Origin of the sequence: Mesorhizobium sp. WSM4935 (genome assembly GCF_029625735.1) — a bacterium.
GTDB lineage: Bacteria > Pseudomonadota > Alphaproteobacteria > Rhizobiales > Rhizobiaceae > Mesorhizobium.
Window position 1 is genome coordinate 20,006 of sequence record NZ_JARTVR010000028.1, and the last position, 16,610, is coordinate 36,615.

Annotated in this window: 14 protein-coding genes and 1 riboswitch; of the genes, 7 read left to right on the plus strand and 7 right to left on the minus strand. The window is 59.0% G+C overall.

The genetic code is table 11. The features are described 5' to 3' along the window. Window positions 1-234: 234 nt before the first annotated feature. The 4 genes from P9273_RS31350 to P9273_RS31365 are packed head-to-tail and all read left to right on the plus strand — an operon-like array spanning window position 235 to window position 4,475. Window positions 235-1,401: an ABC-three component system protein gene (locus tag P9273_RS31350; protein WP_063169421.1), complete on the plus strand. Its 1,167-nt coding sequence runs from the start codon at window positions 235-237 to the stop codon at window positions 1,399-1,401. Beyond that, window positions 1,398-1,910 carry a three component ABC system middle component gene (locus P9273_RS31355; RefSeq protein ID WP_063169420.1) on the plus strand — a complete coding sequence of 171 codons (513 nt, stop codon included), beginning with the start codon at window positions 1,398-1,400 and terminating at the stop codon, window positions 1,908-1,910. Before P9273_RS31350 ends, P9273_RS31355 begins: the two co-directional genes overlap by 4 nt. Next, window positions 1,911-3,884 (plus strand): DUF3732 domain-containing protein, encoded by a 1,974-nt coding sequence (locus P9273_RS31360; RefSeq protein ID WP_063169419.1) that lies wholly within the window; start codon window positions 1,911-1,913, stop codon window positions 3,882-3,884. Window positions 3,885-3,908: 24 nt separating this feature from the next. After that, the gene (locus P9273_RS31365) at window positions 3,909-4,475 is read left to right on the plus strand and encodes a hypothetical protein (protein ID WP_063169418.1); all 567 of its coding nucleotides are present in this window, start codon (window positions 3,909-3,911) and stop codon (window positions 4,473-4,475) included. A gap of 905 nt (window positions 4,476-5,380) precedes the next feature. Here P9273_RS31365 and P9273_RS31370 read toward each other — a convergent pair. The 7 genes from P9273_RS31370 to P9273_RS31400 form a co-directional block, all read right to left on the minus strand. After that, a complete protein-coding gene (locus tag P9273_RS31370; RefSeq protein WP_063169417.1) occupies window positions 5,381-6,196 on the minus strand; it encodes a hydroxymethylpyrimidine/phosphomethylpyrimidine kinase in 816 nt (271 codons plus the stop codon). Beyond that, window positions 6,187-6,792, minus strand: coding sequence for a thiamine phosphate synthase (locus P9273_RS31375; protein WP_063169416.1), 606 nt, complete (start codon window positions 6,790-6,792; stop codon window positions 6,187-6,189). The genes P9273_RS31370 and P9273_RS31375 overlap by 10 nt, the downstream gene beginning before the upstream one ends. Next, window positions 6,789-7,562 carry a thiazole synthase gene (locus P9273_RS31380; protein WP_024504259.1) on the minus strand — a complete coding sequence of 258 codons (774 nt, stop codon included), beginning with the start codon at window positions 7,560-7,562 and terminating at the stop codon, window positions 6,789-6,791. Before P9273_RS31380 ends, P9273_RS31375 begins: the two co-directional genes overlap by 4 nt. 1 nt (window position 7,563) lies before the next feature. Further along, window positions 7,564-7,761 carry a sulfur carrier protein ThiS gene (gene thiS / locus P9273_RS31385; protein WP_024504260.1) on the minus strand — a complete coding sequence of 66 codons (198 nt, stop codon included), beginning with the start codon at window positions 7,759-7,761 and terminating at the stop codon, window positions 7,564-7,566. Next, entirely contained in the window at window positions 7,730-8,731 is a 1,002-nt protein-coding gene (gene thiO / locus P9273_RS31390) for a glycine oxidase ThiO (RefSeq protein WP_063169415.1), read from the minus strand. The genes thiS and thiO overlap by 32 nt, the downstream gene beginning before the upstream one ends. Further along, entirely contained in the window at window positions 8,728-10,563 is a 1,836-nt protein-coding gene (thiC, locus tag P9273_RS31395) for a phosphomethylpyrimidine synthase ThiC (protein WP_063169414.1), read from the minus strand. The genes thiO and thiC overlap by 4 nt, the downstream gene beginning before the upstream one ends. Window positions 10,564-10,666: 103 nt before the next feature. Further along, window positions 10,667-10,783: riboswitch (TPP riboswitch) on the minus strand. A 317-nt stretch (window positions 10,784-11,100) separates the two neighbouring features. Further along, window positions 11,101-11,364 carry a hypothetical protein gene (locus P9273_RS31400; RefSeq protein ID WP_082826710.1) on the minus strand — a complete coding sequence of 88 codons (264 nt, stop codon included), beginning with the start codon at window positions 11,362-11,364 and terminating at the stop codon, window positions 11,101-11,103. A 491-nt stretch (window positions 11,365-11,855) separates the two neighbouring features. On the opposite strand from P9273_RS31400, the gene P9273_RS31405 reads away from it, so the two are divergent. Genes P9273_RS31405 through P9273_RS31415 form a run of 3 tightly spaced genes read left to right on the plus strand, consistent with a single transcriptional unit; the run spans window position 11,856 to window position 16,314 of the window. Then, a complete protein-coding gene (locus P9273_RS31405) occupies window positions 11,856-13,193 on the plus strand; it encodes a metallophosphoesterase family protein (RefSeq protein ID WP_063169413.1) in 1,338 nt (445 codons plus the stop codon). A gap of 2 nt (window positions 13,194-13,195) precedes the next feature. Beyond that, window positions 13,196-15,262 carry an ORC-CDC6 family AAA ATPase gene (locus P9273_RS31410; protein ID WP_063169412.1) on the plus strand — a complete coding sequence of 689 codons (2,067 nt, stop codon included), beginning with the start codon at window positions 13,196-13,198 and terminating at the stop codon, window positions 15,260-15,262. Then, window positions 15,259-16,314 carry a hypothetical protein gene (locus P9273_RS31415; protein WP_063169411.1) on the plus strand — a complete coding sequence of 352 codons (1,056 nt, stop codon included), beginning with the start codon at window positions 15,259-15,261 and terminating at the stop codon, window positions 16,312-16,314. Before P9273_RS31410 ends, P9273_RS31415 begins: the two co-directional genes overlap by 4 nt. Window positions 16,315-16,610 lie beyond the last annotated feature (296 nt).

Consider the following 16,610-nt stretch of genomic DNA (forward strand, 5'->3'; position numbering starts at 1 on the left):
CGTTCGTCCAAAAGCGGACATATCGCCCGAGCCATAGACGGCCCCGATGTGCCCATAATGGACGTCCTGCAAATTCATTGTCCTGCCGAATCTGGACTTCGAGAGCTGGCCCTAAACAGCAATTGTATCGCGCCTAGCCGTCCTATCGCCGGGGCGCCAATTGTAAACAACGGCGAACTATACCAATATCGTTACTGGCTTCTTCCGGTGCGACTCGGGAGAACGGGATGGGCAATGAACGCGAAGACGCAAACGGGAAAACACAGCGCCGCTGGCCAATACCTCGGCTATGCGCTTCAACCTGTACGCCTTTGCTTTCACCTGCTCAACGCGCCTAGCGGCGCCTTGGTCTCTCTTGAACATTTAGACGATGTGGCGGTTCACCTGGTCGGCGGCGAAGTCGTTCTTGAGCAAAGCAAGAGCGCACTGAAGCAAAATCCGATATCCGACTGGGCTGCGGACCTGTGGAAGTCTCTGGCCAACTGGCTCAGCTTCATGGCGGCGGGAGAGATCGACCCGGCGACCAGCCATTTCCGGCTATATGTCACACCGGTGAAGGCGGGTGCCTTCGCGATCGCGCTGAACGACGCGAAAACAGATGCCGACGTGGAGGCGCTGGTCGCTAACCTCGCCAAAGCCCACAGCAAGCTGAAAGCTGCACCGGCATGCGACGCCGACGTCCAAGCTTTCCTGAACGCTGATGCGGCTCATTGCGCCGCCTTGGTCAAGAATCTCGCCGTTATCAGCGTCGATGCAGATCCCGTCGATCCGATACGCGCGATCTTCAAGCCGACGGTCTCTCCGCTCATCATCGACCTAGTGTGCGAACGCGCGATCGGCGCTGCGAAGGAGGCGGCGGACAGGCTGATTAGAGCTGGCAAGCCCGCCATCTTGGACGTGGACGCGTTTCAGGCCGAGCAAAGAGCATTTGTTCAGAAGAACAACCTTCCAGGGCTGCTGTCGTCTTTCACCAAGCAACCGCCTGTCGAGGCCATCGAACAATTGATCGCCGACCGTCCCGCCTTCGTCCGCCAACTCGAGCTGATCGAGGTGGGAGACGAAGCGTGCGTCCGGGCTGTTAGCGATTACCTTAGGACGCTCGCCGACATCTCGATCTGGGGCGAAAGCGGGCTAATCTTTGAGAAGAACCTAAGTGACTGGGACGATGATCTTGTCGGTCGCTATGAGCACGTCAGTGCAGAGGTGCACGACATACAGGCCGGACACCCCGCAACGGTTCGTGGTAGAATAGTTTACAGGCGCTGCGCGCAGTTGCAGCCTCCACTCGATGGTCGAGTCGTCCCCGGTCATTTCGTCCACGGATCATTCAACGCCCTTGCCCACGGCCTGCGCCTCGGCTGGCATCCCGACTACCAGACTCTTTTGGAGCCAGCGACTTGATTGAGGCTGGCCGATCGCACCTACCGCTCAGCGACCTCGCCCTTGTCCAGAATCCAGGACTTGGGGCTTTCGCATTGTGGCAATTTGGCCAAGGTTTCCAGGCTGAGGACGAACGTCCAGCGCCGTTCGCCTTGGCGTTTCTCGTGCTGCCAATCGTCCTGCATCGCGCAACGCTCGAAATCGTGACTTCGACAAACCGACCCTCTGGACTGGCGCTCTTCGCGGCCAAGCTCGGGAAGGAACGGGAACAACTCCTCGCCGTCCACGAGCGAGCGCTGCTGCTGCGTACTCTGACATTGCAATCGGCCGCTGTCGGTGTGAGCGGGCGGCTGCTGTCCGTGGATTACAAGGATGCTACTTTAAGAGCAAACGTACCAGAACCGAAACCGAGGAGGCTCGTCCTTCCAGAGCGCGTCAAGCACCTCGGACCTGCCTCGGAGAAATTGGGTTTCTGGTTTTCGAACCTGGGGACCGCGCAGGTGGCCAACCTGTTACGGGTGGAGTTCTAGATGTATTTCCAGCTTCGAAAACTGATCCTTTGGCCCCGCAATGGTGCAGCGCCGCGGGTCGTCAAGTTCGAGCCCGGTGTCGTCAACGTCATCAGCGGCGCGTCGAAGACCGGGAAGTCCGCCGTTATCCCTATTGTTGATTACTGTCTGGGCTCGGAGAAATGCGCGATTCCGGTGGGCGTAATCCGCGAGAACTGCAGCTGGTTCGGCATTCTGATCGAGACGCTGGAGGGCGAAAAGCTCTTGGCGCGACGCGAACCGGGGGACCAACAGAGCACAGGCGACATGGTGCTGCTGGAGGGCGCACAGGTCGAAATTCCGGAGACGATCACCGACAAGACCACCAATGTCGACACGGTCAAGCGCGCGATGAACCGCCTGGCAGGACTGACTGACCTCGACTTCGAACCAGGTACAGAGAATGGATTCAAGCAAAGGCCAAGCTTCCGCGACCTCATGGCCTTCACGTTCCAACCTCAGAACGTGATCGCCAATCCCGACGTGATGTTTTTCAAGGCCGATACGACGGAACACCGGGAGAAGCTAAAGACCATCTTCCCGTACGTTCTGGGCGCGGTCACGGCAAAGATTCTCCAGGCGCGGTTTGAGATCGATCGGCTCCAGCGCAACCTCCGCCGGAAGGAGGCTGAGCTACGCGCGATCGTGTCGGCAACTGGCGCTTGGCGGGCGGAGGCGGAGGCGTGGCTGCGTCAGGCAGTCGAACTTGGCCTAGTCGATTCCTCCACTGAAGTGCCGAAGGACTGGAGTGACGTTGTTGACCTGCTTCGGCGCGTGTCGAACAGCAACTCAAGTCTTGCTCGACCAAGCCTGGCCGGCATCGATGTGGTGCTGACGCGTCTGGAAACCCTTCGTGCGTCGGAAACTGAAATCGCCGCGCGACTTACCGAGCATCGTCAGCGCCTGAACGAACTGCGCCGTCTGGTGGAGAGCAGCGAGGCGTACGGCGACGCCATGCGCATCCAACGTGACCGCTTGGACCTTTCCACGTGGCTGAGGGACTTGGCCGACGAGTTCGCCGATCCGTTGGTCGCACTCGGGGACGGCGGCCGCGAGAAGGTCTTGGCCCTTTGCGACAACCTCGGCGGTCTGGAGATCCGACTGCGGACCCACCCTGCGATGTCTAACACGCTTGACAAGGAAATCCTGCGCCAGCGCGGCGCCGCTGAAGCGGTCCTATCTGAGTTGAACGATGTCCGTAGCGAGATAGCGGTGCTGGAACGGGACTCTGACGTCGCCCGAGACGAGGCCAATCGCTTCGATAGGCTTGAGCGCTTCCTCGGTCGATTGGAGCAGGCGTTGCACGTCTACGACCGCGCCGACCAGTCGTCGGATTTGCGGCAGGAACTCACCTCGCTGCAGGCCGATATTGCAACGCTGCAAAAGACGATCTCCGAGGCCGACATCCAGCGCAAGCTATTCAACGCGTTGCACCAAGTCTCCCATCATGCCAATCGGCTGATTCCGCAGCTTGACGCGGAGTGGCCCGAGGCCCCGATTAGGCTGTTGATTGAAGACCTGACCGTCAAGGTGACTAGGGGAACGCGTGAGGACTACCTGTGGGAGATTGGCAGCGGCGCCAATTGGCTCGCGTATCACGTCGCACTAATGCTTGCGCTGCAGCACTACTTCCTGGCCGAACCTCATCACCCAGTCCCTGGTCAGCTGATCTTCGACCAACCTAGCCAAGTCTATTTTCCTAAGCGGGCGGCGGGCGACGAGGGCCCCGACCTCATCGCGTGGAGGGATCAGGACGTGGTCGCCGTCAGGAAGGTCTTTGCGCTCCTAGGCGCTGAGGTCATGGCCGCGAAAGGTCGCCTCCAGATCATCGTGCTGGATCATGCAGATGAGGACGTCTGGGGCAAGCTTCCCGGAGTCAAGTTGATTGAGGAATGGCGTGGACAGGCCCTCGTGCCTCAGGCTTGGATTGCCGCCGCATCTTCCAACGGTGGATAATAATCTGCTGCCAGAGGAGAAGGCATGGCGAACGTGGACGAGATCAACCGTCTGACGGCCCTTGGCTTGAACGTCATCACAGCCATGGATGTCGCGGAAGGAAAACTAGACGAAGCCTTCGAGGTCGCCCGCGCTCAGGAGAAACGCAAGGTCGACATCTGGTGCAAAGGAAGAAAGAACATTCCGGTTGCACTGACTGCGATATGGGACTGCGATCCTGCAAACTTCTATCTCGCGTTCGACGGCGATGATCCCAGCGACCACGCTTCGACGGATTTCATTCTTATCGACGCTGATGTCACTGACGTTGGCGGCAGGCTTACCTACGCCGCCAGCAGGGACAAGGGTCCTTGGCATCAACGTTACAAGAGCAAGAGCTGTGGGATCGCCTACCGATGGCTGCATGGCCGCGGTGTCACACCGCCTTTGCTCGGCGAGTACCAAGGCCAAGTTCACATCGTAGGAGGCATGCACCGCTTCCATCTTGCCAAGCACTATGGGACGACGCGCATGCCATTCCTCGTCCGGAGGGCCGAACTAGCCGCAGTAATGGCGTTGATCCCCTCGGCGACCGACACCGCCAACTCGTAATGGCGGGGACTGCAGAAAAGAAGCGAATGAGTTGCGAACTTACCGGGATCACTCCCCGAAAGCTGACCGACGGCTTCCGGCCCCGTTGCGGCCATTCTTACTCCCGCACTTTGGCTTTTCCAGCGCTAAACCGGCCTTGGGCGATGAATGGAAACGGTCAGATGTTCCCGGTCTGTGCTCGAAAAGTCGCATAAAAGGGCAGACTGGTGTGACGTCCGGAATTATTGGGCCTTTCACGGGTTTACCGGTCCCGAATTATCGGTTGCTGGCGGGCGGGCTATGCGATTGAAAACAGGAGAGTTTTCTGGCTAAGGGTGGGGTTTCAGACTGAGTTTACCAATGCCCTTAATGACGATTAATTCTGGATTGGCATCAGGTGATTGGGTTTGCGCAGAATATAGCCGCCCTTATTGGTAAACCCGCTCACGGTCGACAACGGATTGGTCAACCTAGGACGACAGGATTGGTAAACCGGAGCCGCCCTATCGACGAAGGTCTAGCTTGGCGCATTCACTGTCGCCGGTAGGCAGATATTCGGGCGACAATCGGGACCAGCGTGCGACGCCGCCAAGCGTGAGACACGTCGGCTACGCCGCAAATCGACACGGTTTGACCGGGCGCAATACCGCACCGATCTTCTAATCTCGGCTTAATTCCGGAGAGAGGCAGATAATTCCGGACGCCACACTGATTGGTAACCTAAGGCCACCCACCACGCGGATTGGTAGCCCACAGGAATAGGTTTGGTAACCCTTATCGAGTGAGGGCCGCTCGTACCTTTCGGCGGGTTCGTTTCAGTTCTAAGCCCGGCTTAATTCTGGACAACGACAGATAATTCTGGACGGCACAGTGGAACTCAACGCGTTGTAAGGATGGCATAGAGAAGCAGTAGCCCTCCAGTCTCGCTACTGGAAAAATTCTGGAAAATGGGTCTGCTTGGCTGGACGCAGAACGTTGTGATTATTCAGCCGGCATTTCTGAAGCTTCTCGAACACAAACAGCTTGCCTTCGCGCACGCTATCTTCGAGCGACTTCGCCTTCGCCAGATGCGCCGCAATCGCGCTGGCCAGCATGCAACCTGTTCCGCGCATCGATATAGCAAGGCGCGGCGTGTCGAAGTGGATGGGTTCATGATCGGAGCGTAACAGAATATCGGCCGATCGGGGACCCGACGCGTGCCCACCCTTGATCAGCAGGGCCTGAGGGCCGACGGCCTGCAGTCTTTGTCCTTGTTGGAGCGCACCGTCCTCATCCGAAGCCGGTTCGGAACCAGTAAGGAGCGCCAGTTCAGGAAGGTTGGGCGTGACAATGCAGCAAAGCGGCATCAAATCGCGCTTCATGGCAGCGATAGCGCCTGCTTCCAGAAGTGCGCGGCCTGAGGTGGAGGCCAGCACAGGGTCGAGTACTGCCGGCACTTGCGGAAATTTGCGCAGCACTGCGGCAACGGCAACAATGATCTTGGCAGTCGCCAGCATGCCGATCTTGATTGTGGCTACGTCGTTGGCCTGTAGCGCGGCACACATCTGATTGGCCACCATGCTGGGTGGCGAATGATGGATTTCGATCACGGCGTCGTGCGTTTGCACCGTTAGCGCTGTGACGGCGAGACAGGTGCGCACGCCAACGGCAGAGATCGTCTCGATGTCGCGTGCTATTCCAGCACCCCCGCTGGAATCTGATCCGCCAACGACAAGCACATGCGGTTCTCGTCTCATCGCCATCGGTCCGTCTTTTCGATCCATTCTCGCGTGCGCGCTTCGGGGTCGAAGCTCAACGTGATGTCCGTGACCACTGCGGCGCTGTTGGCGCCGGCCTCAAAGACGCCGTCGAGGCGGTCGGGGTTGAGGCCGCCGATGGCGACCAATGGGATCGGCGCCACCCGCCGCTTCCACTCGCTGATCCGCTCTAGCCCTTGCGGTGCCCACTTCATTTTCTTCAAAGTGGTGGGATAGATCGGACCGAGCGCGACATAGTCGGGCTCGGCAAACATGGCCGTTTCCAGCTCGACATGATCATGCGTGCTCAATCCGAGCCTGACGCCCGCTGCCCGTATCCTCGAGAGGTCGGCCGTTTGCAAATCCTCCTGGCCCAGATGCACGAAATCGCAGCCTTCCTCGATTGCCAGGCGCCAATAATCATTGATGATGAGCTGGCTTTTGTGTTGGACACACCAGGCCTTCGACTTGCGGATCTCCGCGCGCAGCCCGGTTTCATCCATGGTTTTGATGCGAAGCTGAATCAGCTTGACGCCGAGCGGCGCCAACCTTTCGATCCAGGCGGCGCTGTCGACGATCAGGTAGAAGGGATCGAGCTTCATGAAAAAACGGCCCTGCCGACCATCGGTGTCGATGGCACGGCGACGTCGCGCGGTTCGAGCATTCCCGAACTGAACGCCTCACGACCGGCGTCGACCGCCTTACCGAAAGCACGCGCCATGCCGACCGGATCTGCCGCCTTGGCGACCGCTGTGTTCAGGAGCACGGCGTCAAAGCCGAGTTCCATGACGGTGGCCGCGTGCGACGGCCGTCCGAGCCCCGCATCCACAATCAGCGGGACGCCAGGGAAATATCCGCGCATCGAGCGCAGCGCCGTCATGTTGACCGGTCCCAAGGCGGAACCGATCGGTGCGCACCACGGCATCAGGACCTTGCAGCCCGCTTCCAGCAGCCGCTCGGCGACAACGAGATCGTCGGTGGTATAGGGGAATACCGCAAAGCCGTCCTCGCACAGGATGCGGGCGGCTTCAACCAGACCGAACACATCCGGCTGTAGCGTGTCGTGATTGCCGATCACTTCGAGCTTGATCCAGTTGGTGCCGAAGACCTCGCGCGCCATTTTCGCGGTGGTGACGGCTTCCTTGACGGAGAGGCAGCCGGCGGTATTGGGCAGGGTTCTGGCGCCCAGCGAGCGGATCAACGACCAGAATTGTTCGCCGGCCCTACCGCCCGCCATCTCACGCCGCAACGAGACGGTCACCACCGACGTGCCCGATGCCTTGACTGCATCGGCAAGGATGGCCGGCGAAGGATACTGAGCCGTGCCGAGAAGCAGGCGCGACGAAAGCTCGGTTCCATAAAGCTCCAACATGCTAGCCGCCCTGCATGGGCGAGAGGATTTCGATCCGGTCGCCGTCGCTCAACTGGAACTCCGCGCGGTTGGCTTTGTGCACGAGGTCGCTGTTGACGGCGGTGGCGAGCCAATCGCCCTCATAGTCGAGCGCGGCAAGCAACTCGGCCAGCGTGGTGGCGGCAATCTCACGCGCCTCGCCGTTGACCATCAGTTTCATGAGCATGCTCCTTGGTTCTGTCTTGACTGAAAACCAGGTCGGCAGCCTGGCGCGCCATGGCGGGGGCGAGGAGAAAACCGTGACGATAAAGACCGTTGATCGCGATGATCTCACCGTCTGTTTCGACGCGTGGCAAATTGTCGGGAAATGCCGGACGGACACCCACACCGGTTTCAACGATCTCGGCCTCACCAAAGGCCGGATGGAGGGCATGGGCGGCGCCCAGCAGCTCCATCATGGAACGCGCCGTCACCGGTCCGGCGCTCTGGCTTTCAATCATCGTCGCTCCGATCATGAAACGGTGATCGGTGCGCGGCACGGCATAAAGCGGAAAGCGTGGATGAAGCAAACGGACCGGCCGCGACAGCGAGACATCAGGCGTGCGAAGGATCAGCATTTCGCCGCGAACACCGCGCAGCCTGTCATCGGCCGCTGCCATTCCCATGCAGTCTATCTGACGGGCGAATCCCGAAACAGGCCGGGCGTCGCAGCCGAAGTGGAATTTGACACCCATGGTCGCAAGCTTGTCATGAAGTGCCGCCATCGCCGGGCGTGGGTCGAGGTGAGCCTCGTCGGGGAAGAGCAATCCACGCCGGAAGCGGCCGGCGAGGTCGGGTTCCAGGAGCGCAATTTCGTTTTCATCGACGCGCCGATGCCCTGACGTGCGACTGGCGAACCGGTCAAGCTCACCGGCATCACGCGGCGCGGCCACGACCAATGTCCCGGCCCGTGTCACCTGACCCGACAGCACCGCATCCCACCAGTCGGCAGCATCGCGTCCGAGATCCAGCACCGGCTGCTCCGCGCTTTCGCGCTCGCACCATGGCGCCAGCATGCCGCCGGCGAACCACGACGCGTTGCCACCAAGGCCATGCCGCATCTCGGCGACGGTGACCGTCGCGCCGCGGGCGGCGAGTTCGAAAGCGACGGTGAGGCCGGCAACGCCGGCCCCTTTGACGAGCACCCTCATGATGGTTTGGGAGCCTCTGGCACGACCGGTACGCCAGTCTCGTCCGCCTGCATGTAGAGATCGCCGCCCTCCCGGTATTTTGCCGCCATTGCCGCCATGCCTTCCTTCTGGGCCTCGGCACGGATGTCGTGGGAAATGCGCATGGAGCAGAATTTCGGCCCGCACATCGAACAAAAATGTGCCAGCTTGTGCGCCTCCTTGGGCAAGGTCTGGTCGTGGAAGGACCGTGCGGTTTCGGGGTCGAGCGACAGGTTGAACTGGTCCTCCCAGCGGAACTCGAAGCGCGCGCGCGAAAGGGCATCATCCCTGGTTTTCGCTGCCGGATGGCCCTTCGCCAGATCGGCTGCATGGGCGGCTATCTTGTAGGTGATCACGCCAATCTTGACGTCGTTGCGGTCGGGAAGGCCGAGATGCTCTTTCGGCGTGACGTAGCAAAGCATTGCGGTGCCGAACCAGCCTATCATGGCGGCACCTATCCCTGAGGTGATGTGGTCATAGCCCGGCGCGATGTCGGTCGTCAGCGGCCCCAACGTGTAGAACGGCGCCTCACCGCACACTGCGAGCTGCTTGTCCATGTTCTGCTTGATCTTGTGCATGGGGACATGGCCCGGGCCTTCGATCATCACCTGGCAGTCCTTTGCCCAGGCAATCTTGGTGAGTTCTCCAAGTGTTTCCAGTTCGGCGAATTGCGCCGCGTCGTTCGCATCGGCGATTGAACCGGGACGAAGGCCGTCGCCGAGCGAGAAGGAGACGTCATAGGCTCTGGCGATGTCGCAGATCTCCTCGAAATGCTCGTAGAGGAAGCTCTCCCGGTGATGGTGCAGGCACCATTTGGCCATGATCGAGCCGCCGCGCGAGACGATGCCCGTGACCCGGTCGACGGTCAGCGGGATGTAGTGCAGCCGCACGCCGGCGTGGATGGTGAAATAGTCGACGCCTTGCTCGGCCTGCTCGATCAGCGTGTCGCGGTAGACCTCCCAGTTCAGATCCTCGGCGATGCCGTTGACCTTTTCCAGCGCCTGATAGAGCGGCACCGTACCGATCGGCACCGGCGCATTGCGCACGATCCAGTCGCGGATGTTGTGGATGTTGCGGCCGGTCGACAGGTCCATCACCGTGTCCGCGCCCCAGCGGATAGCCCAGACCATTTTTTCGACCTCTTCGGCCATCGACGATGTGACAGCCGAGTTACCGATGTTGGCGTTGATCTTGACCAGAAAATTGCGACCGATGATCATCGGCTCGCTCTCGGGATGATTGATGTTGGCGGGAATGATTGCGCGCCCGCGCGCCACCTCGTCGCGCACGAATTCGGGTGTGACGAAATCTGGGATCGCCGCGCCGAAGGCTTCGCCGTCGCGTTGCAGCTTGCCGCGCATCACCTCGCGGCCGAGATTCTCGCGGATGGCTACGAACTCCATTTCTGGCGTGATGATGCCGGCGCGCGCATAGGCAAGTTGGGTCACCGCCTTGCCCTGCTTGGCCTTGAGCGGCCGATTGCGTATCGGAAATTCCGGTGTCAGGCGCTCGCCGGTGGCGAATCCATTGTCTTCCGGCCGGACGTGGCGGCCGTCATAGGCTTCGACATCGCCACGCGCCGTGACCCATTCGTGGCGAAGCCGGGCAAGGCCTTTTTCGATGCTGGTTTCGACTGATGGATCGGTGTAGGGGCCGGACGGATCGTAGACGGTGACGGGCGGTTCGCCGGCCGTCGGATGGACGGAAATCTCGCGCATCGGCACCCTGATCTGCGGGTAGAGGACGCCGGGCTTGTGGATTTTCCGCGAGGCGGGCAGTGGTCCCGTCGATACGGCGGGGGTGAGGGCATTCATCGTGAGGCTCCTTTGCTCATGCATTGGAGACCCAGTTCTGTGCCGGAAGGATGAAAAGACGCTTCTGTAGACCTGCTGCAACAGGACCTCGGGCGTAAACTCCCGCAAAGCGCTTGCACCGTCCCTACGCCAGTATGAACTGGATCAGGTTCAACGGGTCACTGCGCCGCGAAAGCCAGCAGTATCTCAGCCCCTTGCCGGGACTCCCCTGGTGAATGCCTTAGGTTGAACGGGCTGACGCTATCTTGTCAAGCGCATTCGGGCGCCTTCGGCCGGTGGCGACGACCGGCGGCCAGCCGGGCGGAGAGCTCGCGCATGCATCGGGGACAAGTCACGCCCCGTAGACCGGGGCTGAATGGCCAAAGCCTCATTCGCTTCGTGAAGGATGGAGAAACTGTATTGGCCATGTGCGCGTATCGACCAAGTAGCTCAGGCGGTCACGGATGTGGTTATTCTGGTCGAAGGTGACGAACGGCCTTGGGGGTCACCTCCTTTAGGATTCAGAGGTTGGAAGACGGCTTCTCGCGATCACGGCCATCAGGAAATACCTGTCTTCGGCTCAACCTCGACATGGCGTCCGATCGACCGCAGATATACAGCTATCTCGTTCATGAGATGATCGCGTTCGCCGTAGATTTCAGCAATCCTACGCAGCTGTGGCTCGACGGCCCTCCGTTGCGCTGGCGTGAAATCAGCATCGCCAAAGACGTATCCCAAGTTGCCAATCGCGCAAATTTTGCAGCCGGCGTCCACAACTGCTTGTACGAATGCCGGAATGTCTTTTTCTTGCATGGTCTTCATGTCGAACCTCTCGTGAATGGCGTGCTTGCGCCCCAATCTGCCTTTTCAGCGTGTCCTCTGGGCGGCGCAAGCCCTGAGCGTGACTGTGCACGGGCAACCTCGACTATCCCATCTGCCACGCTCTTTAGAATCGGTGGGGTCTGGTGATCGCAGGCTGGGCCACTCAAAAGCCTGCAAGAAGAAAGTCATGGCGACCATTGCTCAAGATCGCAAGGGTGCGTGCAAGACCTTCCGTTGGCAGTCATGCACGCTCGCTCAGAGATAGTCCGGCCGCGGAAATTCTCCCTTATTCGTAAGAAAGCTCATTGAGCAACTGGGCATTGAGCAACTGGGTCTCACGTCACGGGTCTCGTGTGCTTCACAGCCGAAAAATAGCCGCCGTGGCAATTCTCGAAAAGTGCAGGCTACCTCGTTAAGGACACTGCGGATGATCGTTCGCGCTTGGCAAAAGCGAACGGATTAGTCTATGGCTCTCGGCAGGGGGGCGAGTTATGCGGCGGGTGCGAATCCTTCAAGTAGGCGATATTCACTATCCGGACTGGCATCCTTCCTCTAGCAACATCGATGCCAAGGATAGCAAGTTCGCTCCGAAAATAACGCAGAAGCTACGCGCGTCTTCGCTGCGTGCCGTCTTGACGAAACTTCGGCGGCTGACGACTTCGAAGCCCTTGGATTCGATCGCCTTCATGGGGGATTTCACGAGCCGTGGCGACAAGACCTTCATTGCTTCGGCATTCCAGCATTTCACGTTGCTCTGCCGCGCACAGGGACGCAGTTCAAAGGCGCTTCCGTTGATATTCGTACCGGGAAATCACGATGTGAACCGTGATGACGCGCGCGAACTTGGACCGACTGAGAAATTCAGCGAAATGGCGAGTTTAGCCGCCCGCTTGGGTTGGCAGACCGTTCCCGTGGACCAACCCGTGCACTTCAGACTTCCGACAGGATCCGCAGGCGCAAACTTCATCCTCGTCAACACAGCGATAGGCAGTTGGGAGCTTCAAAACCTTCCCGCGTTCCTTCGTGATCGTCTCGAGGCACTCAGTCCTTCTACAGAGCCTCTAGATCTCGGCTCGCCGGACATCTCGGGACATTCGCCCGCGACACCTCCCAGCGATCCAGACAAGGAGGCGTCCGACGACGAGTATTACGGTCAGATGGACACGCCATACATCTCGCGTGAGATGCTTGCAGGCCTACAGGAATTGCTCCAGCAGCCCGACATGCGTTACGGCATCATAATCGGCCATCACAATCTGCTGCCACAAAAGACTCCGCGCATTACGCCATACGCGGAGATGCTCAACAGCGGATTTGTCAGAACTCAGCTGCTGCAGGGCAACAAGCCTATCGTCTACCTGCATGGACACATACATGCTGATCCGGTCGAGATCGTCAACGATCCAAGGTTTCCGGACGGCAAATTGATCTGCATCTCAGCACCAGAGATACAGTCAGGTTTCAATGAGCTCGTCTTCTTCACGACCGATCAGGGAGAGCTCGTCGGCATCCGACTTATACCCTACCGCACCAATGTCGCCGACGGGACGGTCATGGAAGGCGAACATTGCTTTATTTCGACCATGTCCAACGGCAAGGCCTTTCTGAACAACGACACGTTTGACCTGCTGCGCCGACTGCGCGACCATGCCACCAGGCGCGGGAATGGGTTACTCTTCTGGGACGAGATCACTGAGATTGCTGCCTCCGCCGAGCTCGGGCTAGATCTGGAAGACTCTCTTCTGATGCTCCAAGCGGCGCGCTTCATCGAGATAGACGGCCTCACCAAGGCAAACTCGGCTTGGCGCATTAAGGTAAGGGACGAATAGCGATGGAGAATCCGTTCGGCCCCAACAGGATCGAGTACGAAAGCCGCCCGATACTGTGGTTCAGTCAGAAGTCGGCGTTGATTTCTGCCGCCGCCAAGCCGGTCTTCGTCGCAGGGACGAGAGGCAGCGGCAAGACCAGCATTCTTCGCTCGCTTTCCACAGTCCATATTCTTGAAGACAAAAGTCTCTCGGACCAAGTCGGCAAGCTCGCTTGGTATGGCGTCTTCTTCCAGCTCAATGAGACATTCTCGCCCCTAATCGACAACGCCGTTCTGAACCTCATTCCGGAGCGGATACGCTTCGACACGGCCGCCGTGATCCCGCGGCAATTCGTAATCTTCTCTCACTATCTGGAGCTGAAGATAGTCGAACGCCTGCTCGAGAGCATCGGCCAGCTCAGACGCGACGGCCACTTGAAATACCGGGCCTCCGAAGATAGGGACGTCGCCCTGGCACTGCATCGCGAAGTGCTGCACTTCATACCCCAACCTGCCCGTCTCGACTTCTTCAGCATCGATGAGCTGCGGGGTGGGATAACCCGGTACGTCGACGAATGCTTCAACGCGTTCTTCTTTGCCGCCGATGCCGGAGCGACCGGCTTCAGAGCAACAGACCCTGGCGCGATCATTAACAAGGTCGCGACCGCGATCACTCCACTTTTAAATGGCCCATCTTTCGCCGGTGACAGGGCGCCCTTCTTCAAGATACTGATTGACGACTGTGAAGCACTGACACCGCTCCAACAGCAGTTCCTGAACACCTTGGTGAGAAAGACGCGCGGCAACGTGAAATGGGTCCTCGCCTACATCGGCGGCCTCTACGACACGATCCGGACGATCATACCCGGCCAGTCGCTCTCGAATGCTGACCGGGACGTCGAGAATCTTGATTCAGTCGATCCGAGGGAGTTCGCCACGCTGTGCGAGAACGTGTCGTCGCTTCGGCTGTACTATGCGCTTCCTGACCATCTGCGGAGTGATCTCGAGCGCAACGATGCGCTCAGCGCGTTTTCGCTCAAAAACCGGCTGGGGCGGCTTTCCGTCAATGACATCATCGAGCGGGTTATCATATCGGGTCATTCCGAGGGCAGAGAAGAGCTTGTGGCACTTGCTGATGCAGCACGTGAATTCCTCTCCGTGAATTTGAGGACGGCGGATCAGCAGCAATTCCTTCTTGATCGAAAAGCGCGCCCTTATGCCGAAGGGCTGGCGCTCGCGCTCATGAACCCGGAAATTAAGCGCCGGCCCATGAGCAAGGCGGATGCTTCAAATCTGAAGAGGTCGATCGCCCGGAAACAGGGATGGGCTTTTCTGAAAGCGTGCCAGATGCTGCGTCTGCATGACTACCCGTACGTAGGGCACCAGATCATCACATCATTGAGCGACGTCTGTATACGCGATTTCCTTGATATAATGGGAGAGATCTTCCGCCGCAGTGTTCCGAGTTCCAGTGATCCACGAAAACTGGTGGAATTCATCAACTCGGATTTACAGATTCATCTCGAACAGCAGAGACAGGCTGTGAACGCCGCCTCTCAACGGAAGCTTGATGGACTTCAGGCGCTTTCACATCCGTACGAAGAAGAGAGCGTGCGCATGGTGCGGGCGTTGGGTTACCTGACCGCTCGCCTCCAGACAGAGTTTGCCGAAGAAAATGCTCTAGGAACGACAGAGAGAGGCATTTTCAGGGTTGATCTAAAGGAAATGCGCTCGCTGGTGAACCGACTGGAGCAACCCAGCGGAAAACTGGACGAGGTCCTGCGTCGGGCGGAAAGGGATGGGTTTATCCGGGAGGTCTCCGCCGCCGGCAACTTTGAGGTGGACCGCGCCGACCCCGCATCGAAGGAGATGATGATCAGATTGCATCGGCGATTTGCACCTTACTTCGGGTTCTCCTATCGCGGCCCGTACGAAATCAACACAATCCCTGCGGCGCGGATGGTCGACCTGCTTTTTACCAGGCATCGGCTCCCAGAAGACTGGGCCGACTCGGTGTTTAAGGAGCTCGTCGCGCGGCCCGCACTCAAGACCGAATTCCAGCACTCGCTTTTCGAGAGCGATCTCGAATGACCGCTTCAACTGTCGAGTATCGAGTCTTCGGCCATCTGGCCGTCACCGAGAAGGCGAGAGATGCAGGTACCTGCGAAACGATGGAGGCAGATATCGCGATCGTCGCGCTTGGATGGGAAACGCGTTTCGCCGCGTTCGAAAACCATCTTGACCTGAAGGTCGGCAAGATCGTGGTTCTGGACTTTGCTCTGAAGGAAGCGAACGTCCCAGCCGTCGAAGAAAACCGGCGAAAGCTCATCGCTATGGGTACCCGATGGGGCGTCGAAGTGACTGTGATCACCCTCGAGCCTTCCATCGAGTATCAGAAGAACATCAATCTCCTCGATCACCTGCTCACTCAGATGGCCGCTTCATGTGGCTCATACGAAGGAAGCCTGCGGAAGGTTTTCGTCGAGTGCTCGACGATGCCGCGAATCTACATCCAATGGCTGATTGCGGTGGCATTCAAGAAAATGTCGATTCAGTCTCTCGAATTCGGGTACGCCGAAGGTATCTACGGGAACGCGATCGGCAAAGAGGATTTTTCCAGCGGCTTGGACCGATACGTCACCGTCCCTCATCTTCAAGGCAGCGGAGGAATGGGCGAAGAGAAAGTCCTGCTCGTGGGGATCGGAGGAGATGCCGACGTATTCTACGGATTGATCGATATCGTCAGTCCGGAACGGATCTCGCTCCTCGTCCCAAGAAGCGACAAGAATGCGCATATCGATGCTTTGCTCGATCAACAGGTGGCCAAGGTACGTGAAACCCACCGGCTCGAAGATGGCGAAGTTCGCGACATCCAGGCTTTCGGGCTGATGGCCCACCTCGATGCTTTCGAGACGTATCTCGACGGGTTCGGCTCGCGTGCGGTGGTGAACGTTTTTGTCAGCGGCCCGAAGGTTCAGGCCATCGCTGCTGCCGTGCTCGCCTGCTCCGACAGCCGCGTCCATCTCAAGGCAAGAATTCCCACCTCCTATGCCCATCGTGAAGTCTCAGCGAATGGGCGGTATCATATCTATAGGCTGATTGACCTGACATCCCCTGCCTGCAGCCTTCCCGGGACGTTCTGACACTATCTTGCATTCGAGTAGCATCATGGTCCCAGTAGCCGTTCCGCCAAGCCTTCAGCGCATGTTCGTGTCGCCCGATCCGGTCGATGGGGGGCTAATTCCCACTTGGAAGCTGCTCTACATCAGATCAGGGGGGAATGCAGACTGGCAGAATTCCGTCTAATTAGCGACTAGCTAAAACATATACTCAGGCGAGACTGTTCAGCATAGAAATAGTGAGTCGGCCGTGAACTATCCGCAAGCCATTGATCTGGCCTGTTGATTGAGGCGGATAGCGGCTTTGGAATTGCAGGATT